The sequence below is a fragment of the Agrobacterium leguminum genome (assembly GCF_015704895.1).
GTDB classification, from domain to species: Bacteria; Pseudomonadota; Alphaproteobacteria; order Rhizobiales; family Rhizobiaceae; genus Agrobacterium; species Agrobacterium leguminum.
Map to the genome: position 1 here is coordinate 381,442 of NZ_JADQWB010000001.1, position 23,792 is coordinate 405,233.

Below are 23,792 nucleotides of genomic sequence, written 5' to 3' on the forward strand. Positions count from 1 at the left end.
CAAATTGGTTGGATCGATACACGAGACCGCAATAACATTGCTTCAGCAGTCATATCGGGCAGCCAGACGTTCTGGATTTCGAAAAGCAATCCAAGAGCTTCAATGGAATGAAGAAGGATGGGCTAACACCGAAGAATCAACCTCTTGGAAGGAATTCCTGGAGAGAGGAGAGGTTTGGAAAGAAGGAATTATTCCTGATCTTTGGTTTATCGATGAAGACGTTATGTCGGTAATCTGCATTGAAGTTGAACGGGCGAACCCGATTAACGACAGAAAGTTTGAAACATACAGAAATCTGTGGTGGCACCTAGATGAATTCCATTGGGAGCTGCACTTATTGGTGTCAGATCGATGGTGCAATCTGACTCCAGTGCCTGTTCATCGATATACGGCGATGGGAACGGCCGACCTAGAAAAGCACCCCCTAGGTGCTGTCATAAAGGTGGAACGCGAGAAGAATGAAATAATGTTTGAGCTAAGCAAGATATATTGCATCTCTGACATTTCCGCGCGGGCAATGCAAAGAACAGAATGGATAGAAAAATATCCAAGATTTACACTTGAGAAATTTCAAGAGAACACACGTGGCAACTCATGTGAATTGTCATCAGTGGATCGGGCCGGTGGAGGAGATTAGAGAGATGAATATGTCAGGCACGATCCGCACCGGTATCGGCGGCTGGACCTTCGAGCCATGGGAAGGCACTTTTTACCCTGAAAAACTGCCGAAGAAGCGCCAGCTGGAGCATGCCAGCCGGCAGCTCACGGCCATAGAGGTGAACGGAACCTATTACAGCAGCCAGAAGCCGGAAACTTTTGCCAAATGGGCTTCCGAAGTGCCCGAGGATTTCATCTTCTCGCTAAAAGCGAGCCGCTTCGTCACCAACCGCAGGGTTCTGGCCGAGGCCGGTGAATCGATGACGAAGTTTCTGACGCAGGGGCTGACGGAGCTCGGGTCCCACCTCGGCCCGATCCTCTGGCAATTCGCGCCGACGAAAAAATTCGACGCGGAGGATTTCGGCGCATTTCTGTCCCTGTTACCGGAGAAGCAGGACGGCATCCGTCTTCGCCATGTCGTCGAAGTGCGCAACGAGACATTTCAGGTTCCGGAATTCATCGATCTTCTCGCCAGGCATAAGGTCGCCGTCGTCTGCGCCGATCATCATGACTATCCGATGCTGCCGGATGTGACGGCCGATTTCGTCTATTGCCGCCTGCAGAAGGGCGAGGACGATACCAAGACCTGTTACCCGAAAAAAGAGATCGACCACTGGGCCGAGCGGGTAAAGACCTATGCGAAGGGCGGCGTGCCGGGCGATCTGCCGCTGATAGCGCCGGATCGGAAGGTCGAAAAGACACCGCGCGATGTCTTCGCCTTCTTCATCACCGGCGGCAAGGTCAATGCGCCTGTTGGTGCGCAGGAACTGCAAAAGGCGGTCTGAGCGCTTTCAGCCCGCCATGTCTTTCGTCGGGCTGAAATCGATGGCCGCGAAAGCGGCCTCGATCACCTCCGGGCCAGCGCCCGGCCGGGTGGCGTCGCTGGAGAGGATTTGCCGGAAACGGCGCGCGCCGGGCATGCCCTGAAACAGACCGACCATGTGGCGGGTGACGTGGTTGAGACGTCCGCCCGCTGCGATATAGTCGGCGGCATAGGCCATCATAGCGTCACGCAGCGCTATCCAGTCCGGCTGGCGAGCCTCTTCGCCATAGATGCGATGGTCGACATCGGCAAGAATGGACGTGTTGTGATAAGCGGCACGGCCGAGCATCACGCCATCCATATGCTGGAGATGCCCGCTCGCCTGATCGAGATCGGCGATACCGCCATTGATGCCGATAAAGACATCGGGGTTTTCCCGCTTCATGCGATAGACGAGATCATAATCGAGCGGCGGCACTTCGCGGTTTTCCTTTGGCGAAAGCCCCTGCAGCCAGGCTTTTCGCGCATGAACCCAGACCGCGTCCGCGCCCGCCGCAACAACCCGCTTCAGAAAATCCGGCAGGACCGCTTCCGGCTGCTGATCGTCCACTCCGATCCGGCATTTCACCGCAACCGGCACGCGGGCGACAGCCTTCATCGCGGTGACACATTGCGCCACCACCTCCGGTTCACGCATCAGGCAGGCGCCGAAGGTACCGGATTGCACCCGATCCGACGGACAGCCGACATTGAGGTTGATCTCGTCATATCCGTAATCGCCGGCGATCCGCACCGCCTCGGCGAGCTTGGCCGGATCCGATCCGCCAAGCTGCAGCGCGACGGGATGTTCCTCAGGGTGATAACCGAGCAGCCTGTCGCGCTGGCCATGGATGATGGCGTCGGCGACGATCATTTCGGTATAAAGCAGCGCACGCTTCGACAATTGCCGGTGCAGAAATCTGCAGCGGGTATCGGTCCAGTCGATCATGGGGGCCACGGCGAAGATTTTTTCGCCGTTTGCAAGCGCTTGTCTGTACATGGATTAACCTCTTTGCGCCGGCTTCTACAGCAAAGGACCGTAAAAAGCCAGTTTTGCAGGCAGGGTCATTTTGAACTGGAAATCGCCCCGGAATCGCGGGACAAGAATTGCACCGAAAAAGACGATAGGAAATCCACATGGCCGCCACCGTCATCCCCGCTCCGAAACCCGTTCTCCTGCCCGTGGAAGGCACGGGCGATCTGTTCCCCGTACGGCGGGTCTATTGCGTCGGCCGCAATTATGCCGATCACGCCATTGAGATGGGCCACGATCCCTCGCGCGAGCCGCCCTTTTATTTCCAGAAAAACCCGGACAATCTGCTGCCCGCCGGTCAGGACTTCCCCTACCCGCCGCTGTCATCGAATGTGCACTACGAAGTCGAGTGTGTCGTGGTTCTGAAAAGCGGCGGTGCCGATATCCCGGCCTCCGAGGCGCTGGGCCATGTCTGGGGTTATGCCGTCGGCATAGACATGACCCGTCGCGACCTGCAGGACGGCCTGAAGAAGATGGGCCGCTCCTGGGAAGGCGCGAAGGCCTTCGAATATTCCGCACCGGTCTCCCCCATCGTCCCAGCAGACAGGATCGGCCATCCCGCTACCGGTGCGATCTGGCTCGACGTCAATGGCGAACGCAAGCAGACGGGCGATCTTGCCCAGATGATCTGGAAGGTGCCGGAAGTGATTGCCGAGCTTTCCAAGCTGTTCACGCTTACCGCCGGTGACGTCATCATGACCGGCACGCCGGCCGGCGTCGGCCCCATCGTGCGTGGCGACCGGATCGAATGCGGCGTCGAGGGTATCGGCACGCTGGGCGTCACGGTTGCCTGAGGCCGTCGAAGAACAAAAGGGAGGACACCACCATGCCGCTTTACCGCCTCGCCGACCGGGTGCCACAGACCCCTGCGCCTGATCGCTATTGGGTTGCCCCCGACGCCAATGTCATCGGCTCGGTGACGCTCGGCGAGGATGTCGGCATCTGGTTCGGCGCAACGCTGCGCGGCGATAACGAGCCGATCAGCATCGGGCGCGGCACCAATATTCAGGAGGGCGTGATGGTGCATAGCGATCCCGGTTTTCCCGCCGTCATCGGCGAAATGTGCACCATCGGCCACCATGCCATCGTGCATGGCTGCACCATTGGCGACAATTCGCTCATCGGCATGGGCGCGACGATCCTGAATGGCGCAAAAATCGGCCGCAACTGCCTCGTCGGCGCCAATGCGCTGGTGACGGAGGGCAAGGAATTTCCGGACAATTCCCTGATTGTCGGCTCGCCGGCGCGCGCCATCCGGACGCTGGATGATGAGGCCGCCGCGGGGCTTCGCCGCTCGGCGGAAAAATACATCGAAAACTGGAAGCGTTTTTCGAAAGATCTGGCGATCATCGAAGGATAGGAAACGGCGGGCATCCACGCCCGCCCTGCCGTGAGACTAAGCCGAGCAGGCGGCGCAGAGGCCGCGAATTTCAATGGTGGTCTTTTCCGCCTTGAACTTGCTGTCCTTCACCCAGCGCTCGAGGCGGTGGTCGATTTCATGATCGTGGAATTCCGTCACCTGCCCGCAGGATTCGCAGATGGCGAAAGCCACCGTGCCATGGTGGTGCGAGCAGCACTCCGCCTGCGTATGGGTGCAGGCGACAAAGGCGTTGAGGCTCTCAAGCCGGTGCACGAGACCAAACTCAACCAGCTTTTCCAGCGCCCGGTAAACCTGCAGCGGCGCACGAAAACCCTCATCCCGTAGCTTGTCGAGGATCATATAGGCGCTGAGCGGCTGATGCGCGTTTGAGAGGGCATTCATGACCAGCGACTGGTTCTTGGTGAGGTTCTGCTGGGTCTGCGCATTCATGATTTGCCTCCTTCATCCGCGGCGCGGGAAAAACCCGGCGCCGGCAACAGGCTTATAACGAAGAGGATAACCGCGGCAACCACGATGGATGGGCCGGACGGCGTATCGTAACTGAGCGAGCCGAACAGGCCGCCGACAACGGCGACCGCGCCGATCAGCGAAGCCACCACCGCCATCACCTCAGGCGTCGCGGAAAAGCGTCTGGCGGTCGCCGCCGGTATGATCAGCAACGACGTGATGAGCATGATGCCGACCACCTTCATGGCAATTGCGATCACCAGCGCCATCAACAGCGTGAAGATCAGCTTTGCGCGCTCCGGGTTCAACCCCTCGGCCTCGGCCAGCTCCGTATTGACGGTGGAGGCAAGCAGCGACCGCCACAGGAACACCATTGAGACGATGACCACCAGCCCGCCGCCCCAGATCAGGGCGATATCGCTGCGGGTAACGGCGAGAATATCGCCGAACAGGAACGAGACGAGATCGATGCGCACCCAGCTCATGAAAGCGACGATGACGAGTCCTATCGCCAGTGCCGAATGGGACAAGATGCCAAGCAGCGCATCGGCGGAGAGCGCCTGACGCCGTTGCAAAAAGAGCAACAGGATCGACACGGCCGACGCCACCAAAAAGACGCTGACGATGAGGTTGAGCTGCAACAGCAGCGACAGCGCGACGCCGAGCAGCGCCGAATGGGCCATCGTATCGCCGAAATAGGCCATGCGACGCCAGACGACGAAACAGCCGAGAGGACCGGCAGTGAGCGCAACGCCAATACCGGCGACCATGGCGCGAACGAAGAAATCGTCAAACATGGCGCTCTCCCTGTCCGTGCCTGGATGGCGTATGTCCCTCATGCTCATGGCCGCAGCCGCATTCGTCATGGCTGTCGTGACGGTGGCCGTGGTCATGCATATGATGGTGCCCATCCTCGGGGTGGCAATGATCGGTCACCGAACCATCCGCATGCTGCACCCGGCCATCGGGCAGATGGGTATGATCGTGATGGTGGCTATAGACCGCGAGCGCCTTGGCTGCGGCGCCGCCGAACAGCCGCATATATTCCGGGCTCTGGCTCACCGCCTGCGGCGTGCCCCGGCAGCAGACATGGCCGTTCAGGCATATGACGGTATCTGTTTCGGCCATCACCACATGCAGGTCATGCGAGATTAACAGAATTCCGCAATTATTTGAATTTCTGATATTTTTTATCAGGTCATAGAGCGCGATCTCGCCGGAGAAATCGACACCCTGCACGGGCTCGTCAAGAACCAACAGATCGGGTTTGCGGGCGATGGCGCGGGCCAGAAGCGCGCGCTGGAACTCGCCGCCGGAAAGGTGCTGCACTTCCGCATTGGCGAGATGCGCAATGCCCGTCGCATTCAGCGCCGCATCGATTTCGCGGGCTGGCAGCGGCCCGGTCAGCGTCATCAGCCGCCGCACCGAAAGCGGCATGGTCCAGTCCACGGAAAGCTTCTGCGGCACATAACCGACCTTCAGACCGGCAATGCGCGAAACCTCGCCCTCGGTCGGCTTCACGACGCCGATCGCCATTTTCGCACTGGTGGATTTGCCGGAACCGTTCGGCCCGATCAGCGTGACGATCTCGCCTTTGCTGACGGAAAACTCCACGCCGCGCACCAGCCAGCGGCCGTTGCGCTGCACGCCGGCATTGGCAAGGGAAACCAGTATCTCTTTGCCCCGATGGGCGGAATGAAGCATGGGATTGTCCGTTCGGCGATGTTGCTTACCGCTATTGCATACGTTATAGAGTTACGCAATAAATGTAATAACATAACTATACTTCTTCAAGTGGAGTGCATTTCATGAAATCGTTCCTGATCCCGCTCATGGCATCGGTGGCAATAGCGGCCGCCGCTTCCGGCGCCACCGCCGCGCCCGATGTCGTGGTCTCGATCAAGCCCGTTCATTCCCTCGTCGCCGCCATCATGCGGGGCGTCGGCGAACCACAGCTCATCGTCGAGGGCGCGGCTTCGCCGCATACCTATAATCTCAGACCGTCCAATGCCCGCAAGCTGGAAAAGGCCGATGTGGTCTTCTGGGTTGGGCCGGGACTGGAAGCATTCCTGGAAAAGCCGCTCGAAGCGCTTGCCAGCAAGGCAACCGTGGTGGAACTGGAAGACGCAAAGGGTCTGGAAAAGCTGCCCTTCCGCGAAGGCGGCCCCTTTGAAGCACATGACCATGGCGATGAAGGCCACGAGACGCATGACGGCCATGCTGAAGAGGAAGGCGCGCACGATCATGGACACGACCATGCGGAGGGTCACGAGGACCATGACCACGGTGCATATGACACCCATCTCTGGCTCGATCCCGCCAATGCCAAGGCCATGGCGCAGACGATAGAAACCGCGCTGATCGCGGCCGATGCCGGCAATGCCGCGACCTATCAGGCCAATACCAAAAAACTGATCGACGACCTCGATGCGCTCGACGCCGAACTCAAGGAAACGGTCAAGCCGGTGAAGGACAAGCCCTTCATCGTCTTCCACGATGCCTATCAATATTTCGAGCATCGTTACGGCGTGAAGACGGCGGGGTCGATCACCGTCAGCCCCGAAACCCTGCCGGGTGCGGACCGCGTCAAGCAGATGCAGGAAAAGGTTCGCCAGCTCGGCGCAACCTGCGTCTTCGCTGAACCGCAATTCGAGCCGAAGCTGATTTCGGTCATTACCGAAGGCACCGCCGCGAAATCGGCGACGCTCGATCCGGAGGCAGCGACACTGGAACCCGGCCCGGACCTCTATTTCAAGCTGATGCGCGGCATTGCAGGCTCGCTGAAGGATTGCCTGTCCTGATGCGCATTGCCGCCCCTAACGCCCCGCTTCCGTCATTCCGGCTTTGAACCGGAATACGGCCGAGGCGTAAATGATCGGAAGAATACATATTTCAAACCAGTTACTTGCACTTGAAATATAAAGTACCGCATAAGGAACGGAGGCGCGACAATCGCTGGGTGGAGACGTCGCGCCATCAATCGCAAATCGGCTCGTTACGGCTTCGGCGCCATCGAAGACCAGACAGGGCCGCTGATGCTCTGCAAGGTTTCCGGCGGCGCGCCGTTGATGCGCGCCAGAAGGGCCTTCGCAAGCTCCCTGCCCGCCAGCTTGATATCCTCATTGACGGTGTGGATTTGCGGTTTGATCCAGTTCAGAAACTCGGCGGACTGTTTCGAGACGATATCGATATCTTCGCCAATCCTCACACCTGCCGCTTCGAAACCCGCCACCAGCGCAATGGTGCTGCTGCCGCTGATCGAAACGATGCCGTCGGGACGGTCATCCGATTGCATCAGCCGCTGGCCGAAATCGCGGATTTTTTCGAGCGGCGTTTCGATGGTGATGGCACCCAGCGGAAATTCGCTAAGGCCGAAATCCCTGATTGCCCTCAAGAACCCCTTGCGGGCGTGATCGTGGAACGAAAACCGCGATGGCGGCACAACGACGGCGATCCTTTTGCGTCCGCATTGCGCCAGTCGCTCGACCGCCTCATAAGCATAGGCTTCGTTATCGAAATCATGAAAGGCATGGTCGATGCCCATATCGGACCGCCCATGGGTGACGAAGGGCATGTTGCGCTCCGTCATGAAACGAACACGCGGATCGTTGGGCTCGATCTTCGAAATAATGACCCCATCCGCCGAACCGGTATCGAGAATATAGCGGATCGGCACCATCGAATCCTTGGCATGGATGTGGGGCGTCACGACCAGATGATATTGTGTCGTGGAAAGAACCTCGGTGATGCCGAATACCATCTGGCTGGTGAAACCCATCAGTTCTTCATCGACGCTCAGCACAAGGGCAATCACATTGGTCTTGCCGGTACGAAGGCGCACCCCGGCGCGGTTTGGCTGGTAGCCGATCTGCCGGGCGATCAGCCGCACGCGCTCCTTGGTTTCAGCGCCGATATCGGGCGCATCCTTCAGTGCGCGCGAGACGGTGGTGATGCCGAGACCCGTCATATAGGCGATTGTCTTCAAGGTCGGACGCTCGCCCGTGGTCGCGGGTATGTCGTCCCTGCCGGATTTACCAGTATCGTTCATGTCATTTCGCCACGCTTTACCGAACGATAATCATAGATAGCTTTTGCTCCGTTGCAAAGGCAAAGGTCTGCGGTCAAAGGCCGGTCTTGTCCGGCTATCCGCCAATTCAGCTAAAACGATATAGGTCCGGAAAATATTTCCCGACCGCGATCCTTTTCTTACGGGGCCAAAAGTCCGGATATCATTGGATAAATTTCCTAATTATATAGATTAAAAAATTTATTTAACAGTCTAATATAAAATAATAAAAATCGAAGAATTTTGGACGAGGCAACGTCATTATCAAGACCCAGCCTTCCCCGGCATTTTTCATGTTACCGATTGTCACTCATAGGCATGACGGAACGATTGTTTTACGGTAACGTTGCCGAAGGGAGGAAATCGCAAAGCCGGATAAATGTGAGGCAGCCGCTTTGCGGGCATCCATTCCCCCAGATTCTGACACAAGCCTGCGCCATGATGCAGGCCAGTCTTCTTCGAATTCATACTATGCAGGGTCCGATTATGATTTCTTCTTCCTCGCCCGAAACCGTCATCGATCTGGCCGGGTCCTGGCGCCTGACCTCGGTGGAAGGAGACCACGCCACCCAGCTTTCCGTACCGGGCGATATTCACACCGCGCTCAAAAATGCGGGCATCATTCCAGATCCCTATCACGGCGCCAATGAGAAGGCGGTGCAATGGGTCGCGCAGCAGGACTGGATCCTCGAGCGAACCTTCATTCTCGATGAGGCGGATGCCAGCTGGTATCTCGATATCGACTACCTCGACACCGTCGCCATCGTCTTCGTCAACGACATCCCGGTGCTGAGCGCCGACAATTGTTTCCGCCGTTACCGCCCGGATGTTTCGCGGGTTGTGCGGCCGGGTGAAAACACCATCCGCATCCATTTCCATTCCAACATCGCGGCCGGCGCGGAACGACAGGCACGACAGCCTTTCTATATTCCCTATCACCCCGGCAATTCGCCGATTGCCAATGGCAACATGCTGCGCAAGCCGCAATGCCATTTCGGCTGGGACTGGAATATCGCGATTGCGCCGCTCGGCCTTTACGGCAAAATCCTGCTGAAGCGCCTCGATACAGCCCGCATCGAACATATCGTCACCTCGCAGCATCATGTCGAAGGCGGCGTGGAACTGCATGTGGCCGTCACGCTGTTTGCCGAAGGCCCGGCGAGCCTGCCGGTCTATCTGTCGCTGAATGACGAAAGGCTCAGGCTCGATTGCGGCGTCGGCGCCGGTGAAACGGTGGTGCGCCACGTCTTCTTCGTGGAAAATCCGGAGCTCTGGTGGCCGGCCGGCAGTGGTGAACAGACGCTCTACACGCTGACGGTGGAATTGCCTGATGAGACAGTCACCCGCCAGATCGGCTTCAGGACCATCGAGCTTCTGACGGACAAGGACGAGGCCGGCAGCCGCTTTGCCTTCCGCATCAACGGCCGTGAAATCTTCTGCCGCGGCGCCAACTGGATCCCCGCCGATGCGCTTTATTCGCTGACCAGCCGGGAAAAGACCGAAGACATTCTCTGCTCTGCGGTCGAGGCCAATATGAACATGATCCGCGTCTGGGGCGGCGGGTTCTATGAGGAAGACTGGTTCTACGATCTCTGCGACCGCCTCGGCCTGCTGGTCTGGCAGGATTTCATGTTCGCCTGCAACCTTTACCCCTGCAGCGAGGACTTCCTCGATAATGTCGAACACGAGGTCGACTATCAGGTTAAACGCCTCTCCTCCCATCCCTCCATCGCGCTCTGGTGCGGTGATAACGAGCTGGTGGGTGCGCTGACCTGGTTCGATGAATCCCGCAACAATCGCGACCGTTATCTCGTGGCCTATGACCGTCTGAACCGCACCATTGAACGGGCCCTGAAAAAAGCCGCTCCCGAAGCGCACTGGTGGCCATCGAGCCCCGCGTCGGGTTATCTCGACTATGGCGATGCCTGGCACGCGGATGGTTCCGGCGACATGCATTACTGGTCCGTCTGGCACGAGAACAAGTCGTTCGACAATTATCGTTCGGTGAAACCGCGCTTCTGCTCCGAATTCGGGTTCCAGTCCTATACATCCATACCCGTCATCCGCACCTACGCGGAAGACAGGGACATGAACATCGCCTCCCCGGTCATCGAGCTGCACCAGAAGAATGTCGGCGGCAATGAGCGGATTGCGGGCACCATGTTCCGTTACTTCCGCTTCCCGAAGGATTTCGAGAATTTCGTTTATCTCAGTCAGGTGCAGCAGGCGCTGGCCATCCGCACGGCCGTCGATTACTGGCGCTCGCTCAAGCCCCATTGCATGGGCACGCTTTATTGGCAGCTGAACGACACCTGGCCGGTCGCCTCATGGTCGAGCCTCGATTATGGCGGCCGCTGGAAAGCGCTGCATTATGCCGCCCGTCGTTTCTTCCAGCCCGTCACGGTCTCGGCCATCCCTTCAGAAGATGGACGCCGGGTGAGCTTCTCCATGGTCAACGACACGGCCGAGGATGTGGAAATCGACATGAACATCGTTGCGCTGACCATGGACGGCAACCGCGTGCCACTGAAATCCGCCAATGGCACCTGCGCGACCGACAGGGCCGCCATGCTGACCGATATCGACATGGACAGCCTGCCTGATGGCGCCGTACTTGCCTGGAGCTTCATCGCGTCTAACGGCATGACCGGCGAAGGCCATCATGTGCGCGATAGCTACAAGGCGCTGGAACTTCAGCCCGCCGGCCTGACATTCACCACCAACACACTGAAAAACGGCCAGTTCGAAATCGATGTCACCGCCACGGGTCTCGCCCTCTTCGTCATGCTGGAGGCAGATCAGCCCGGACGTTATTCCGACAATCTCTTCGATCTTGCCGCCGGCGAAACGCGCCGTATCATCTTCACCCCGAAAGCGGACGGCCCCCAGCCGCATTTCCGCATCTTCGATCTTCATACCTGCCAATCCTCGCCCAATCCCGGCATTGAAACCATGCGGAGAAAGGCATAACCATCCCTCTCGGGAATGACAGGTGAACCCACGCCTGTCTTCATCGGTTCAAAAGGTTGCCGGGTTCTCCGGCAGCCAGTCATCAGCAAGCGGAGGAAGACCCATGGTTTGGCAACCGGCCGAAAACCGATATGCATCCATGAAATATAATCACTGCGGCAAGACCGGCCTGAAGCTGCCGGCGATTTCGCTCGGGCTCTGGCACAATTTCGGCAACGACACGCCGCACCAGACCAAACAGGCCATTTGCCGCCGCGCTTTCGATCTCGGCATCACCCATTTCGATCTCGCCAACAATTACGGCCCGCCGCCCGGCAGCGCCGAAACCGCCTTCGGTGAAATCCTGAAGACGGATTTCAGGGGCTATCGCGATGAGATGATCATCTCCTCCAAGGCCGGTTACAACATGTGGCCCGGCCCCTATGGCGAATGGGGCAGCCGCAAATACGTAATCGCCTCCTGCGACCAGAGCCTGAAGCGCATGGGGCTGGATTACGTCGATATTTTCTATTCCCACCGTTTCGACCCCAACACGCCGCTTGAGGAGACCTGCGGCGCGCTGGACCAGATCGTGCGTTCGGGCAAGGCGCTTTATGTCGGCATCTCGTCCTACAATTCGAAGCGCACCCGCGAGGCCGCCGCGATCCTGAAGGATCTCGGCACGCCCTGCATCATCCATCAGCCGAGCTATTCGATGATCAACCGCTGGATCGAGGAAGACGGTCTCGTCGATACGCTGGAAGAACTGGGCATCGGCTCCATCGTCTTCTCCCCGCTGGCGCAGGGCATGTTGACGACGAAATATCTGGGTGGCGTGCCGCAGGGCAGCCGTGCCGCGCAGAGCAAGTCGCTGAACCCCGCTTTCCTCAACGAGCGCAATGTCGAGAACATCCGTGCACTCAACAGCATTGCCGAGCGGCGCGGCCAGACGCTGGCGCAGATGGCGATTGCCTGGGTTCTGCGCGGCGGCCGCATCACCTCGGCGCTCATCGGCGCAAGCCGTGTCGAACAGGTCGAGGATTGCGTGAAGGCGCTCGACAAGCCGGATTTCACGGCCGAGGAACTTGCCGAAATCGACCGTTACGCCAAGGAAGCGGATATCAACCTCTGGGCAAAATCCGCCGAACGCGTCTGACCGAGGAGAGACCGCCCGGTTCCGCCGGGCGGTCTGCACATTGCAAAAGCCGGGCCAAAAATCTCAAAACAAAAGATTAACTCCCACCCCTAACCGTTAACAACCATTACATAAATGTAATTTTAAATTCAGTTTCCGTTCATTCGTTTATTCGTAAGTTCTCCTCATCGAAACCCAAGAGGAAACTTCCATGAAAAAGTTCGTCACCATTCTTCTGGCCGCTACCGTTCTCGCCGCTCCGATGGCTCAGGCCCAAAGCCGCCACGACGATCGCCATCGCGGCGTCACCGTCGAGCGCCAGGTCACCACCAAAAAGGTCATCGTCAAGAAGCACCGCTGGGATCGCGGCCAGCGCCTGTCTGCGGGTGAACGCCGCCACGTGATCGACCGCCGCGATTATCGCCGCTATCGCCTTGCCGAGCCGCGCCGCGACCAGCGCTGGGTGCGCGTCGACAACCAGTTCCTGCTCATCAACGCCGTCAGCGGCCTGATCGTCGGCCTCGCCGCCGCCCGCTGAGTTGAACTAGCAACAGAAATGAAAAAAAGGCCCGCTTTCGCGGGCCTTTTTGTTTGTCGTTTCAGCCGATCAGAAAATGTCGGCGCCGCTGCCCCAAGGGCCATGCGGCTTGTCCACACCGTCGGTGCGTTCGAAACCATGCGCGCCGAAGAAGTCGCGCTGCGCCTGAATGAGGTTGGCGCTACCGCGGCCGCGGCGATAGGCGTCGAAGTAACCGAGTGCCGAAGCCAGCGCCGATACCGGCAGGCCGGAGAGAACGGCATAGGAAACGACACGGCGCAACGGCGCGTCGGTATCCTTGACGATGCCGGCAAAGGCAGGCGTCACGATGAGGTTGGCCACATGCGGGTCCTTGGTAAAGGCCGAGGTGATCTCATCGAGGAATTCCGAGCGGATGATGCAGCCGGCGCGCCAGATTCGGGCGATCGTCGGCATCGGCAGGTTCCAGTTGAACTCCTTGGAAGCGGCCGACATGATCGCGAAGCCCTGCGCATAAGCGCCGACCTTGGCGGCCAGAAGCGCGCTTTCCAGATCGGCGATAAACGCCTTTTTGTCAGCCGGTGCAGGCGCAACGGTCGGCAGGCCGAAGATCTTCTCGGCAGCTTCACGCTCGTCCTTCTGCGAGGAAAGAATACGCGCAGCCACGGCCGCCTCGATGGCGGTTGCGGCGACGCCCATATTCTGCGCCTCGATGACCGACCACTTGCCGGTGCCTTTCTGGCCAGCCTTGTCGAGGATCAGGTCGACCATCGGCTTGCCGGTGATCGGATCGGCGGCGCGCAGAACCTTCTCGGTGATTTCGATCAGGTAGGAATTCAGGCGGCCCTTGTTCCATTCTGCGAAAACATCGGCGATTTCGACGGCGCTCATACCAAGGCCGTCACGCAGGATGCCGTAGATTTCGGCGATCATCTGCATATCGGCATATTCGATGCCGTTATGGATGGTCTTGACGAAATGGCCGGCGCCGTCATTGCCGAGCCATGCCACGCACGGATCGTTATTGTACTTCGCGGAAATGGAAGTCAGCACCTTCTCGACGCGCTTCCAGCTATCCTCGGTGCCGCCGACCATGATCGAAGGTCCATGGCGCGCACCTTCTTCACCGCCGGAAACGCCCATGCCGATAAAGGTCAGGCCGCTATCCTTCAGATTGTCGAAACGGCGGATCGTATCGCGGAAATTCGCATTGCCGGCGTCGATCATGATGTCGCCATTGGCGAGATGCGGTTTCAGGATTTCCATCTGCTGGTCGACCGGGTCGCCGGCCTTGATCATGATGATGATCGGGCGCGGAGGGCGAATGGCGGCGACGAATTCCTCGATGGTTTCGCAGGGGATCAACTGTCCCTGCAAGTCCCCAGCCTCGGCGTAGAATTTTTTCGTCGCTTCAGGGGTTCGGTTGAATACGGCAATCTTGTTGCCCTTTTCCGCGATGTTCAACGCCAGGTTCGAGCCCATGACACCGAGACCGATCAAACCGATTTCTGCCTGTTCCACGGATGTGCCTCCATCTTGCTTTTAGGTGGTCGTGTTGTGGCACTGTAATGAACAAACGGCAAGGCTGGGGGCGACTGAAACGATTAAATTTTGATGACGCAAATCAGCTTTGCATATTTGCGACAGGTCGAGGCCCACTCAAAACGTTAAGCCCGCTTCGCCTCCTATGATCGTCGGGGCCGGTCATCACCATCATCCAGCGCCCGCCAGGCAGCCCCGTCCATATCCTCATATTGGCCGGAGCGCACCGACCAGAGGAAGGCGAAAAGGCCAAGCGCGCCTAAAAACAGCGCGACGGGAATGAGATAGATCAGCATGTTCATGCCAGTTGCGCCCCCTCGCCTGCAAATCCGGTCTTCGCTTCGTTCTGAGGACGGACGGTTTCAGCCGTACCGGCAAGCCGCAGGGCATTGGCGACGACGATCAGGGACGATGTCGACATGGCGATGGCCGCAATCATCGGCGTCGCATAACCGGCAATCGCAATCGGCACGGCAATGATGTTATAGCCGATGGCAAGCGCGAAGTTCTGCCGGATCAGCCTTCCTGCCCGCTGCGATGTCTCGATTGCGAAAGGCACGGCATCGAGATCCTCCTGCATGAACACGAAATCGGCGGCCTGCCGGCCGATATCGGCGGCGGTGGCCGGCGCCATGGACACATGCGCGGCGGCAAGCGCCGGCGCGTCGTTGATACCGTCTCCCACCATCAGCACCCTGCGGCCCTCTCCGGCAAGTTCGGCGCAGCGCGCCGCCTTGTCCTTCGGCGAAAGGTCCGCATGCCAGTTGTCGATCCCCAGCCGCTGCGCCATGGCGCTGACGGCGGCGGCCCGGTCACCCGAGATGATTTCCTGCATCAGGCCCCGCACTGAGAGATTACGCAAAGCCGCAACCGCACCCGCGCGCGGATTATCCTCGAAGCCGAAGCTCGCCAGATGCCGACCGTCGAGAGACAGCACCACTTCCGACCGCGCATCGCCATTATCGACGCTCGCTTCACCTGGGCACGCGAAACGGCGGCTACCGAGCCGGTAGGTTCCGGCTTCCGTCTCCGCCTCGACGCCGGAGCCCGGAATTTCCCGTACCGCCTCATAGGTCGGCACAGCGCCGCTATAGGCAGCATGCAGGGCTTTCGACAGGGGATGACGCGAATGGGCGGCAAGCCCCGCTGCAACCGCCATGGTGGCAGGCTTCACATCGCCGGTCTCGACCAATCTCGGTTTTCCGACGGTCAGGGTGCCGGTCTTGTCGAACAGCACGGTATCGATTTCGGCCAGCCGCTCCATGGCCGAGCCTTCCTTGACCATGATGCCGTGCCGGAAAAGCCTTCCGGCGGCCACCACCTGCACCACGGGAACGGCAAGACCAAGCGCGCAGGGGCAGGTGATGATGAGAACCGCAATAGCGATCAGCATCGCCTGTTTCCAGTCGCCACCGAAAATGCCCCAGCCGAGAAACGTCACCAGCGCAAGAAGATGCACCACGGGAGAATAATAGCTCGCGGCACGATCTGCGATACGGCGGTAACGCGCACGCCCGCCTTCGGCCGCTTCCATCAGCCCGATCACTTCGGAGAGGAAGGAATCCTTCGCCGATGCCGTCACCCGCGCAGTCAGCGAACCGGTGAGGTTGAGCGTACCGGCCTGAAGACTGTCGCCTGCCGCAACGCGGCGTGGCGCGCTTTCGCCGTTGACGATGGACATGTCGAGATCGCTGCTGCCGGAGACGACCACGGCATCCACCGCCACCCGGTCCCCGGCCGCAATCGTAATCGACATTCCCGGCTGGATATCGGCAAGCGGCCGATACTCCCGCGTTCCATTCTCACCGATCACCGTTGCCCCGCGCGGCGAAAGACGGGCAAGCCCGGCAATGGCCGAGCGCGCCTTGTCGCGCATGATATGGTCCAGCGTTCGGCCGATCAGCAGGAAGAACAGCAGCGACACGGTCGCATCGAACCAGGCATGTTCGCCGTGATGGATCGTCTCCCACAGCGAGACGGCATAAGAGAGCGTGATGGCAAGCGCGATCGGCACGTCCATATTAGTGCGGCCATGTTTCAGCGCATTCCAGGCCGACTGGTAAAAGAAACGACCGCCATAGATCAGCGCCGGCGCGGCGATCATCGCCGAAATCCAGTGGAACATGTCGCGCGTCGCAGCATCCGCCCCCGACCAGACGGAGACGGACAGAAGCATGATATTGGCGGAAGCAAAGCCGCACAGCGCCACCGCCCTGATCAGCTGCGAGCGCAACGCGTCCGAGGCATCCTGCCCGCTGGCGAAAAGATGCGTGCGGTATCCCGTCGCAAGAATAGCGCGGGCAAGATCGGCGGGATCGGTCCTGACGCCGTCGACCTCTTCTTTCCAGACGACCGCCACACGTTTGGACGACAGGTTCACACGCGCCCGCTCCACTTGGCCAAGACGGCCGAGCGCGGTCTCGATGGTGGTGATGCAGGCGCCGCAATACACATCCGGCACGCTGAGATCGGTCTGGCGCAATCCCTGCCCCAGATCGCGGCTCGCCAGCAGCAACTCCTCCGACGATGGCGGATTGACCGGCTCGCCAAGCTGTAGCGAACCTTCCGTTCCCGGTGCGCAGCAGCTCATTGGCGCCCCCTGATGACGGCGATCCGCGTGCCCTCATGCACGATGATCCGGCCGTCCTTGACGGCGGTAACCTCGACGATCCATTGGCCCGGCAGCATGTCATGCGGGCCGGTGAAGACACCGGTGGAAACCGGGGTCAGTTCCATGTCGAAATTCTGGCGTTCCCCGACAGGCCGGCGAAAATGCGCCGTCACCTTATCGGTGTCGACCGGGCCGGTGTCGGGATGAAACACCTCGTAACGCACCGTCGTTTCATCCACGATGAGCTTGCCCTTGATCCCGGTCGCAGCCCTTGCCTTGGCGGCCTCCGCCTTGGCGTTGAACTGCTGGCTGGCCACATAGGTATTGGGCACGACGAGCCCGCTCCAGCTGTTGACCGCGTTCCAGGCCATCACCATGTTGACGGTGATGACGGTGCCGAAAAACAGCAGCATGACACCCAGCATATGCCAGCCGGTAAAAGTGAAACCGGACGTCTGGCGATTGTTCACGGTCATTTTTTCACTCCCGGAGCGTTGAAGACAGCGTCGTAGCGGGCCGTCTCATGGCCGCCCGTATCGCTGACGATGAATTCGAAATTTTCCGCCGCCCGCGCGACATCTTTGCCCGGCAGGGTGACGAAGACCTTCAGCGTCGTCGCCTCGTCCGGCTCCACCGTCACCTCGAAGGTCCGCGCGGCCGTTTCCGGCATGCCGTTGATCTTCATCACCGCATTCGGAATGCCCTCGATGGTCAGGCTCATTATGCGCGGCTGCGGCACCATGTTGAGAATGCGCACCGTATAACCGTTGCGAATGGAGCCGTTCGATTCCAGCACATATTGCGGATTGCGGTCGTGCAGCACATTCAGCGCCAGCCGCTCGCGCGTCACCAGCGCAAACAGCATGCCGATGCCGACCGCCGACCAGATGGCCGTGTAAAGCAGCGTGCGCGGCCGGAAGACGATGCGCCAGTTGAAGTGGCGGATGCTCTTCCTGAATCTGCCGTCCTCCTCGCGCACATTGGCGGGGCGGATGGCATGCTCACCATTGCCGGTCGCCAGCGCCATGTTGGACTGATATTCGGAAAGGGTAGCATAGGCGATTAGCCCGCGCGGCTTGCCGATCTTGTCCATCACCCCGTCGCAGGCATCGATGCAGAGCGCGCAGGTGATGCATTCCAGCTGCTGCCCGTCCCTGATGTCGATGCCCATGGGACAGACCGCGACGCAGGCATTGCAATCGACGCAGTCGCCGATGCTCTCCCCTGCCGCCGCAGCCTTCTTGGCATGCCGCGAGCGCGGTTCGCCGCGCCAGTCATTATAGGTGACGACAAGCGAATTCTCATCCAGCATCGCCGCCTGAATGCGCGGCCAGGGACACATATAGGTGCAGACCTGTTCCCGCATCAGCCCGCCGAAGACATAGGTGGTGGCGGTGAGGATGGCGACGGTGGAATAGGCGATCATCGGCGCCTGCCCGGTCATGAACTGCATCGCCAGTGTCGGCGCATCGGCGAAATAGAAAATCCAGGCGCCGCCGGTCAGAACGCCGATCACCAGCCAGATCGCGTGTTTCAGCACCCGCTTGCGCAATTTGCCGAATGTGAAGGGCGCGGCATCCAGTTTCATGCGCGCGTTCCTGTCGCCCTCTATCGCCCGCTCGACCACCAGAAACAGGTCGACCCAGACGGTCTGCGGACAGGTATAACCGCACCATGCACGCCCGACAGCGGAAGTGACAAGAAAGAGCCCAAGCCCGGCCATGACCAGCAATCCGGCAACGAAGAAGAACTCCTGCGGCCAGATTTCGATGAAGAAGAAATAAAAGCGCCGGTTGGCGATATCGATCAGCACCGCCTGATCCGGCGCATAGGGACCGCGATCCCAGCGCAGGAACGGCGTCAGATAATAAATGCCGAGCGTGACCAGCATCACCAGCCATTTGAACCGCCGGAACCGCCCCTCAGCGCGCTTGGGAAAAATCTTCCTGCGTGCCTCGTAGAGCGGTTTGCGCGTTTTTGCGGAATTGACGGCTTCCGCTTCCAGCCTTTCGACAGGCTGTTGCGGGCGATCCTGTCCGGCGCGATAGATGTTCATGATAGGAGTCCGTTTTTATCTCCTTGCTTTCTCCCATCTCCCCGGTGAAACATCCTTGACTTACATCAAGTGACGACAAAGTGGCGCAGTATGGGAACGCGCCGCCAAGGGAGGATGAAATGCCTGTCATGCAGTCGAGAATCATTCATCTGTCGGTCGAAAAACCCTGGAGCCACGTCTATGACTTCGCCTCCAACCCGCAGAACATGCCCCGCTGGGCCGCAGGCCTTGCGGGCGGCCTCACACCGGACGGCGAGGACTGGATCGCCGAGGGCGGGCCGCTTGGCGAAGTGCGCGTCAATTTTGCGCCCGCAAACGAGTTCGGCGTCATCGACCATGTCGTGACATTGCCGGATGGCGTGAAGGTTTATAACGCGCTACGGGTAACGCCGAATGGCAGCGGTACGGAGGTGAGTTTCACCCTGCTTCGCCTTCAGGGCATGACGGACGAGGATTTCGAGCAGGACGCAAAAGCTGTCACGGCCGATCTCGAAACGCTGAAGGCGCTGCTCGAAACGGATTGATGGAGGAAGCATGACCACGAATACGAACGACCGGCGGATCGACTATGTCGAATTCAACGTCACCGATATCGAGCGCAGCAAGGAATTTTACGGTGGCGCCTTCGGCTGGTCCTTTAAGGATTACGGTCCGCAATATTGCGAGTTTTCCGATGGCCGGCTGACCGGCGGTTTCACCACCACGGCGCCGGTCTCGGCCAAGGGCGGACCGCTCGTCATTCTCTACGCCACCGATATCGAAGATGTGCAGCGGCGCGTCGAAGCCGCCGGCGGGCAGATCAGCGTCGCAATCTTCGATTTTCCGGGCGGGCGGCGTTTCCATTTCACCGATCCGGATGGATACGAACTGGCCGTCTGGTCGGACCGATAAAGAAAAAAGGGCCGCATAGCGGCCCTTTGAGTGTGATGGCAGAGCTTCTTTACACTCGACGTCATCCTTGGGCTTGTCCCAAGGATCTAATCACGTCCAATTAAATCGAGACGTTGCAGATGCTCGGGACAGGCCCGAGCATGACGGAAGAGAGCTTTCAGGCCCGCTGTCATCTATCCGGGGGCCGCATGACACAGCCCTTTCCATTTCCTGTCTTTGCTATCACTCACCACCGCCAAGCGAGTGCACGAAGATCGCCAGCTGCTTGACCGTCGTATCGCCGAGACGCTCCCCCCAGGCGGGCATGACCCCGTGCTTGGGCGACCGTATCTGCGAGACAATGCCCTCTTCGCCCTGGGACTTCAGCCAGATCGCATCGGCAAGATTGGGCGCGCCGAATTCGCGATTGCCCTTGGCGTCTTCCCCGTGGCAGGAGGCGCAATTGTCGGCAAAGAGCTGCTTGCCGGGCTCCACCAGCGCCGGGTTGGAGGGGGTGCCGGTGAGACTGACGACATAGGCGGCAACCTCGCGGATTTCATTCGACTGGAGGATATCGCTAAAGGCCGGCATTTCCGAAGCGCGCGTATCCGCATCGTCGGCAAAACGAATGCCGTGCTTCACCGTCGTATAGATGTCGTCAACGCTGCCGCCCCACATCCAGTCGTCATCGTTGAGGTTGGGATAGCCCTGCCCGCCTTCAGCGCCCGAACCGTGACACTGAATGCAATTGACCTTGAAAGCGGCAGCGCCGCCGGAAAGGGCAAATTGCATCAGGGTCGGGTCGGCCTGAATTTCGGCAAGCGACGAATTGGCGATCTTGTCGACAAGGACGCTCTGCGACTGTTTTGCATCGGCAATTTCGGCGGCGATGTCACCGCGGCTGTTCCAGCCGAGTAACCCTTGCGTCGCCCCATTGATCAGCGGCCATGCCGGATAGGCGATGGTGTAGCCGATAGCCCAGAGGATCGTGAAATAGAAGGTCCAGACCCACCAGCGCGGCATGGGATTGTTCAGCTCGCGGATACCGTCCCATTCATGGCCGGTGGTTTCGACGCCGCTGATGTCATCAATGTGTTTTTCGGACATATCTTAGTCCTCCCTAAGCGGAATGCTGGCGGCATCGTCCGCGGCCTTTTTCGAGCCGGGGCGAAGGGTGAAAACGACGACGCCGGCAAAGAACAGGGTCATGGCAAGCAGGCCCCAGCTATCGGCGAAGTGGCGCATGGCCGTGTAGGTTTCCATGGCTTAAACCTCCTCACCGGTATCCGGCGGCATCGTCATAGGTCGAGAAATCGACCAGCGTGCCGAGCATTTGCAGATAGGCGACCAGAGCATCCATTTCGGTGAGCCTGGCCGGATCGCCGTCGAAATCGCCCACCTTCGCCTTCGGATAACGCGCCAGAAGTTCCGACGAATCCGCATTCGGGTCGGCCTGGGCGGCAAGATCGGCAGCGGATTTTTCGATCATCTCGTCGCTATAGGGAACGCCGACGGCGCGGTTGGCCTTCAGCTCCATGGAAACGTCGGTGATCTTCAGCGGCGTGGTCTTCAGGAACGCATAGGAGGGCATGATCGATTCCGGCACCACCGAACGCGGATCGACCAGATGCTGCACGTGCCACTCGTTCGAATAACGATCGCCGACGCGCGCAAGATCAGGCCCCGTGCGCTTGGAGCCCCACTGGAACGGGTGGTCGTACATGGATTCCGCCGCCAGGCTATAATGCCCGTAACGTTCCACCTCGTCGCGGAACGGCCGGATCATCTGGCTGTGGCAGACATAACATCCCTCGCGGATGTAGATGTTGCGCCCGGCCAGCTCCAGCGGCGTGTAGGGTCGCATGCCCTCCACCTTCTCGATGGTGTTTTCGAGATAAAAGAGCGGTGCGATTTCAACGATGCCGCCGATGGAAACGACCAGCAGGGAACCGACCAGAAGCAGCGTCGCGTTGCGTTCGATGACGGCGTGTTTGTCAAGAATGGACATGGGGCCGCTCCTTATTCAGCAGGCTGCAGCGAGGGTGCCGCGCCTTTGCTGGCGCCCTCCTCGCGTTGATGACCGAGGATGGTCATCGTGACGTTGTAGGCCATGATCAGCGCGCCGCTGAGGAACATCAGGCCGCCCAATGCACGCATCACGTAGTAGGGGAACAGCGCCGCGACCGATTCCGCGAAGGAATAGACGAGGAAGCCTTGGCTATCATATTCGCGCCACATCAGCGCCTGCTGGATGCCGGCCACCCACATGACGGCGGCGTAAACGACGATGCCGAGCGTGGCGAGCCAGAAGTGCCAGTTGACCAGTTGCAGGCTATAGAGACGCTCCCTGCCCCACAGTTTCGGCGTCAGGTAATAGATCGCGCCGAAAGTGATCATGCCGTTCCAGCCGAGAGCGCCGGAATGAACATGGCCGATGGTCCAGTCGGTATAGTGGCTGAGCGAGTTGACGGCCTTGATCGACATCATCGGGCCTTCGAAGGTCGCCATGCCGTAGAATGCCACCGCCATCACCATCATGCGCACGACGGGATCGGTACGGATCTTGTCCCATGCGCCCGAAAGCGTCATCAGGCCGTTGATCATGCCGCCCCACGACGGCATCCACAGCATGACCGAGAACACCATGCCGAGCGTCTGCGCCCAGTCCGGCAGCGCGGTATAGTGCAGGTGGTGCGGACCGGCCCAGATATACATGAAGATCAGCGCCCAGAAGTGGATGATCGACAGGCGGTAGGAATAGACCGGGCGGTTCACCTGCTTCGGGATGAAGTAGTACATCATGCCGAGGAAGCCGGCCGTCAGGAAGAAGCCGACGGCGTTATGGCCGTACCACCATTGCGTCAGCGCGTCCTGCACGCCCGAAAAGGCCGAATAGCTCTTGATCCCGAGGAAGGACACCGGCACCGCCAGATTATTGACGATATGCAGCATGGCGATGGTGACGATGAAACTCAGATAGAACCAGTTCGCCACATAGATATGCGGCTCCTTGCGCGTGAGGATCGTGCCGAGGAACGCAAGCAGATAGGCGACCCAGACGATGGTCAGCCAGATGTCCACATACCATTCCGGCTCCGCATATTCGCGGCCCTGCGTGATGCCGAGCAGATAGCCGGTGGCGGCCATGACGATGAAGAGGTTGTAGCCCCAGAACACGAACCAGCCGAGATTGCCGCCGAACAGGCGCGCCCGACAGGTTCTCTGCACCACGTAGAAGGATGTGGCGATCAGCGCATTTCCCCCGAAAGCGAAGATCACCGCCGATGTGTGCAGCGGCCGCATCCGGCCGAAATTGAAATAGGGCGCGATATTGAGATCGGGAAAAGCGAGCTGAAGCGCCACCACGACACCAACCAGAAAACCGACGACACCCCAGAACACGGTGGCGATGACGCCGTATTTCACCACCTCGTCGAAATATTCCGACTTGAGGCGGGCACGCGCGGCTGAATCGACAGGCGCGAAGGAGACACGGCGCAGCAGAAGCACCGTGCTGACCAGAAGCGTAAAGAACAGCACCCACATATGGGCGGCGAAAAGACTATCATGGGCAAAGGCTGCCCCGAGCAACGCGAGAAAGGCGCCGAGCGCCACGATCGCGGTTTCTAACGTGTAATTCATTGTTGGTTTCCCCCAACGTGCAAGCCGACCGACGAAAGGCGCGGCACGCGCCTGGGAGAGCGGAAACGCGCCTTTGCGTCGGTT

Annotated in this window: 24 protein-coding genes; 10 read left to right on the forward strand and 14 right to left on the reverse strand. The window is 59.5% G+C overall.

Annotation, left to right across the window (positions count from 1 at the left end; genetic code table 11):
• The first annotated feature begins 4 nt into the window (after positions 1-4).
• Together I3J13_RS01925 and I3J13_RS01930 are read left to right on the forward strand one after the other, a co-directional pair.
• Positions 5-637: a hypothetical protein gene (locus I3J13_RS01925; RefSeq protein WP_206696063.1), complete on the forward strand. Its 633-nt coding sequence runs from the start codon at positions 5-7 to the stop codon at positions 635-637.
• A gap of 4 nt (positions 638-641) precedes the next feature.
• Entirely contained in the window at positions 642-1,442 is an 801-nt protein-coding gene (locus I3J13_RS01930) for a DUF72 domain-containing protein (RefSeq protein WP_196377842.1), read from the forward strand.
• 6 nt (positions 1,443-1,448) lie between these two features.
• Here the strand turns inward: I3J13_RS01930 and dusA are convergent, their stop codons facing one another.
• A complete protein-coding gene (dusA, locus tag I3J13_RS01935) occupies positions 1,449-2,459 on the reverse strand; it encodes a tRNA dihydrouridine(20/20a) synthase DusA (RefSeq protein WP_196377843.1) in 1,011 nt (336 codons plus the stop codon).
• 137 nt (positions 2,460-2,596) lie between these two features.
• On the opposite strand from dusA, the gene I3J13_RS01940 reads away from it, so the two are divergent.
• On the forward strand, positions 2,597-3,286 hold the full coding sequence (locus I3J13_RS01940) for a fumarylacetoacetate hydrolase family protein (RefSeq protein ID WP_059753040.1): 690 nt from the start codon (positions 2,597-2,599) through the stop codon (positions 3,284-3,286).
• A gap of 32 nt (positions 3,287-3,318) precedes the next feature.
• Complete coding sequence (locus I3J13_RS01945; RefSeq protein WP_003525039.1) at positions 3,319-3,852, forward strand: gamma carbonic anhydrase family protein; 534 nt, start codon at positions 3,319-3,321, stop codon at positions 3,850-3,852.
• A gap of 36 nt (positions 3,853-3,888) precedes the next feature.
• Here the strand turns inward: I3J13_RS01945 and zur are convergent, their stop codons facing one another.
• Genes zur through znuC form a run of 3 tightly spaced genes read right to left on the reverse strand, consistent with a single transcriptional unit; the run spans position 3,889 to position 6,024 of the window.
• Positions 3,889-4,302, reverse strand: a complete 414-nt coding sequence (zur, locus tag I3J13_RS01950; RefSeq protein WP_020809932.1) for a zinc uptake transcriptional repressor Zur — start codon at positions 4,300-4,302, stop codon at positions 3,889-3,891.
• Entirely contained in the window at positions 4,299-5,117 is an 819-nt protein-coding gene (znuB, locus tag I3J13_RS01955; protein WP_020809931.1) for a zinc ABC transporter permease subunit ZnuB, read from the reverse strand. The genes zur and znuB overlap by 4 nt, the downstream gene beginning before the upstream one ends.
• Positions 5,110-6,024 (reverse strand): zinc ABC transporter ATP-binding protein ZnuC, encoded by a 915-nt coding sequence (gene znuC / locus I3J13_RS01960; protein WP_196377844.1) that lies wholly within the window; start codon positions 6,022-6,024, stop codon positions 5,110-5,112. The genes znuB and znuC overlap by 8 nt, the downstream gene beginning before the upstream one ends.
• Positions 6,025-6,128: 104 nt before the next feature.
• On the opposite strand from znuC, the gene znuA reads away from it, so the two are divergent.
• Positions 6,129-7,121, forward strand: coding sequence for a zinc ABC transporter substrate-binding protein ZnuA (znuA, locus tag I3J13_RS01965; RefSeq protein WP_196377845.1), 993 nt, complete (start codon positions 6,129-6,131; stop codon positions 7,119-7,121).
• 194 nt (positions 7,122-7,315) lie between these two features.
• Here the strand turns inward: znuA and I3J13_RS01970 are convergent, their stop codons facing one another.
• Entirely contained in the window at positions 7,316-8,368 is a 1,053-nt protein-coding gene (locus I3J13_RS01970) for a LacI family transcriptional regulator (protein ID WP_196377846.1), read from the reverse strand.
• A gap of 489 nt (positions 8,369-8,857) precedes the next feature.
• On the opposite strand from I3J13_RS01970, the gene I3J13_RS01975 reads away from it, so the two are divergent.
• The 3 genes from I3J13_RS01975 to I3J13_RS01985 all read left to right on the forward strand — a co-directional run bounded on the left by I3J13_RS01975 (position 8,858) and on the right by I3J13_RS01985 (position 13,008).
• Positions 8,858-11,356: a beta-mannosidase gene (locus I3J13_RS01975; RefSeq protein WP_196377847.1), complete on the forward strand. Its 2,499-nt coding sequence runs from the start codon at positions 8,858-8,860 to the stop codon at positions 11,354-11,356.
• Positions 11,357-11,459: 103 nt separating this feature from the next.
• A complete protein-coding gene (mgrA, locus tag I3J13_RS01980) occupies positions 11,460-12,491 on the forward strand; it encodes an L-glyceraldehyde 3-phosphate reductase (protein WP_035262142.1) in 1,032 nt (343 codons plus the stop codon).
• Between the two features lie 190 nt (positions 12,492-12,681).
• Complete coding sequence (locus tag I3J13_RS01985) at positions 12,682-13,008, forward strand: RcnB family protein (protein ID WP_035223395.1); 327 nt, start codon at positions 12,682-12,684, stop codon at positions 13,006-13,008.
• 69 nt (positions 13,009-13,077) lie between these two features.
• Here the strand turns inward: I3J13_RS01985 and gndA are convergent, their stop codons facing one another.
• The 5 genes from gndA to ccoG all read right to left on the reverse strand — a co-directional run bounded on the left by gndA (position 13,078) and on the right by ccoG (position 19,196).
• Entirely contained in the window at positions 13,078-14,508 is a 1,431-nt protein-coding gene (gndA, locus tag I3J13_RS01990; RefSeq protein WP_003525022.1) for an NADP-dependent phosphogluconate dehydrogenase, read from the reverse strand.
• 164 nt (positions 14,509-14,672) lie between these two features.
• A complete protein-coding gene (gene ccoS / locus I3J13_RS01995; protein WP_003502794.1) occupies positions 14,673-14,831 on the reverse strand; it encodes a cbb3-type cytochrome oxidase assembly protein CcoS in 159 nt (52 codons plus the stop codon).
• Complete coding sequence (locus I3J13_RS02000; RefSeq protein ID WP_196377848.1) at positions 14,828-17,119, reverse strand: cation-translocating P-type ATPase; 2,292 nt, start codon at positions 17,117-17,119, stop codon at positions 14,828-14,830. Before I3J13_RS02000 ends, ccoS begins: the two co-directional genes overlap by 4 nt.
• The gene (locus I3J13_RS02005; protein ID WP_196377849.1) at positions 17,116-17,616 is read right to left on the reverse strand and encodes a FixH family protein; all 501 of its coding nucleotides are present in this window, start codon (positions 17,614-17,616) and stop codon (positions 17,116-17,118) included. Before I3J13_RS02005 ends, I3J13_RS02000 begins: the two co-directional genes overlap by 4 nt.
• Positions 17,613-19,196 carry a cytochrome c oxidase accessory protein CcoG gene (ccoG, locus tag I3J13_RS02010; RefSeq protein WP_196377851.1) on the reverse strand — a complete coding sequence of 528 codons (1,584 nt, stop codon included), beginning with the start codon at positions 19,194-19,196 and terminating at the stop codon, positions 17,613-17,615. Before ccoG ends, I3J13_RS02005 begins: the two co-directional genes overlap by 4 nt.
• A gap of 119 nt (positions 19,197-19,315) precedes the next feature.
• Here ccoG and I3J13_RS02015 point away from each other — a divergent pair, with 119 nt between their 5' ends.
• Together I3J13_RS02015 and I3J13_RS02020 are read left to right on the forward strand one after the other, a co-directional pair.
• Positions 19,316-19,720 carry an SRPBCC family protein gene (locus tag I3J13_RS02015; RefSeq protein ID WP_020813185.1) on the forward strand — a complete coding sequence of 135 codons (405 nt, stop codon included), beginning with the start codon at positions 19,316-19,318 and terminating at the stop codon, positions 19,718-19,720.
• A gap of 10 nt (positions 19,721-19,730) precedes the next feature.
• Positions 19,731-20,087, forward strand: a complete 357-nt coding sequence (locus I3J13_RS02020; protein ID WP_196377853.1) for a VOC family protein — start codon at positions 19,731-19,733, stop codon at positions 20,085-20,087.
• A 222-nt stretch (positions 20,088-20,309) separates the two neighbouring features.
• Here the strand turns inward: I3J13_RS02020 and ccoP are convergent, their stop codons facing one another.
• From ccoP to ccoN, 4 genes are read right to left on the reverse strand one after another with little or no spacing between them, the layout of a single operon-like run.
• Positions 20,310-21,173 carry a cytochrome-c oxidase, cbb3-type subunit III gene (gene ccoP, locus I3J13_RS02025; RefSeq protein WP_196377854.1) on the reverse strand — a complete coding sequence of 288 codons (864 nt, stop codon included), beginning with the start codon at positions 21,171-21,173 and terminating at the stop codon, positions 20,310-20,312.
• 3 nt (positions 21,174-21,176) lie between these two features.
• A complete protein-coding gene (locus I3J13_RS02030) occupies positions 21,177-21,329 on the reverse strand; it encodes a CcoQ/FixQ family Cbb3-type cytochrome c oxidase assembly chaperone (protein ID WP_006316283.1) in 153 nt (50 codons plus the stop codon).
• A 13-nt stretch (positions 21,330-21,342) separates the two neighbouring features.
• The gene (ccoO, locus tag I3J13_RS02035) at positions 21,343-22,074 is read right to left on the reverse strand and encodes a cytochrome-c oxidase, cbb3-type subunit II (protein WP_196377856.1); all 732 of its coding nucleotides are present in this window, start codon (positions 22,072-22,074) and stop codon (positions 21,343-21,345) included.
• A gap of 11 nt (positions 22,075-22,085) precedes the next feature.
• On the reverse strand, positions 22,086-23,708 hold the full coding sequence (ccoN, locus tag I3J13_RS02040) for a cytochrome-c oxidase, cbb3-type subunit I (RefSeq protein WP_196377858.1): 1,623 nt from the start codon (positions 23,706-23,708) through the stop codon (positions 22,086-22,088).
• Positions 23,709-23,792: the final 84 nt, after the last annotated feature.

Excerpts from the sequence above, each read along its gene's own strand:
- I3J13_RS01930 (WP_196377842.1), top strand. The coding sequence starts at position 642 with ATGAATATGTCAGGCACGATCCGCACCGGTATCGGCGGCTGGACCTTC.
- dusA (WP_196377843.1), bottom strand. The coding sequence starts at position 2,459 with ATGTACAGACAAGCGCTTGCAAACGGCGAAAAAATCTTCGCCGTGGCC.
- I3J13_RS01940 (WP_059753040.1), top strand. The coding sequence starts at position 2,597 with ATGGCCGCCACCGTCATCCCCGCTCCGAAACCCGTTCTCCTGCCCGTG.
- I3J13_RS01945 (WP_003525039.1), top strand. The coding sequence starts at position 3,319 with ATGCCGCTTTACCGCCTCGCCGACCGGGTGCCACAGACCCCTGCGCCT.
- zur (WP_020809932.1), bottom strand. The coding sequence starts at position 4,302 with ATGAATGCGCAGACCCAGCAGAACCTCACCAAGAACCAGTCGCTGGTC.
- znuB (WP_020809931.1), bottom strand. The coding sequence starts at position 5,117 with ATGTTTGACGATTTCTTCGTTCGCGCCATGGTCGCCGGTATTGGCGTT.
- znuC (WP_196377844.1), bottom strand. The coding sequence starts at position 6,024 with ATGCTTCATTCCGCCCATCGGGGCAAAGAGATACTGGTTTCCCTTGCC.
- znuA (WP_196377845.1), top strand. The coding sequence starts at position 6,129 with ATGAAATCGTTCCTGATCCCGCTCATGGCATCGGTGGCAATAGCGGCC.
- I3J13_RS01970 (WP_196377846.1), bottom strand. The coding sequence starts at position 8,368 with ATGAACGATACTGGTAAATCCGGCAGGGACGACATACCCGCGACCACG.
- I3J13_RS01975 (WP_196377847.1), top strand. The coding sequence starts at position 8,858 with ATGCAGGGTCCGATTATGATTTCTTCTTCCTCGCCCGAAACCGTCATC.
- mgrA (WP_035262142.1), top strand. The coding sequence starts at position 11,460 with ATGGTTTGGCAACCGGCCGAAAACCGATATGCATCCATGAAATATAAT.
- I3J13_RS01985 (WP_035223395.1), top strand. The coding sequence starts at position 12,682 with ATGAAAAAGTTCGTCACCATTCTTCTGGCCGCTACCGTTCTCGCCGCT.
- ccoS (WP_003502794.1), bottom strand. The coding sequence starts at position 14,831 with ATGAACATGCTGATCTATCTCATTCCCGTCGCGCTGTTTTTAGGCGCG.
- I3J13_RS02000 (WP_196377848.1), bottom strand. The coding sequence starts at position 17,119 with ATGAGCTGCTGCGCACCGGGAACGGAAGGTTCGCTACAGCTTGGCGAG.
- I3J13_RS02005 (WP_196377849.1), bottom strand. The coding sequence starts at position 17,616 with ATGACCGTGAACAATCGCCAGACGTCCGGTTTCACTTTTACCGGCTGG.
- ccoG (WP_196377851.1), bottom strand. The coding sequence starts at position 19,196 with ATGAACATCTATCGCGCCGGACAGGATCGCCCGCAACAGCCTGTCGAA.
- I3J13_RS02015 (WP_020813185.1), top strand. The coding sequence starts at position 19,316 with ATGCCTGTCATGCAGTCGAGAATCATTCATCTGTCGGTCGAAAAACCC.
- I3J13_RS02020 (WP_196377853.1), top strand. The coding sequence starts at position 19,731 with ATGACCACGAATACGAACGACCGGCGGATCGACTATGTCGAATTCAAC.
- ccoP (WP_196377854.1), bottom strand. The coding sequence starts at position 21,173 with ATGTCCGAAAAACACATTGATGACATCAGCGGCGTCGAAACCACCGGC.
- I3J13_RS02030 (WP_006316283.1), bottom strand. The coding sequence starts at position 21,329 with ATGGAAACCTACACGGCCATGCGCCACTTCGCCGATAGCTGGGGCCTG.
- ccoO (WP_196377856.1), bottom strand. The coding sequence starts at position 22,074 with ATGTCCATTCTTGACAAACACGCCGTCATCGAACGCAACGCGACGCTG.
- ccoN (WP_196377858.1), bottom strand. The coding sequence starts at position 23,708 with ATGAATTACACGTTAGAAACCGCGATCGTGGCGCTCGGCGCCTTTCTC.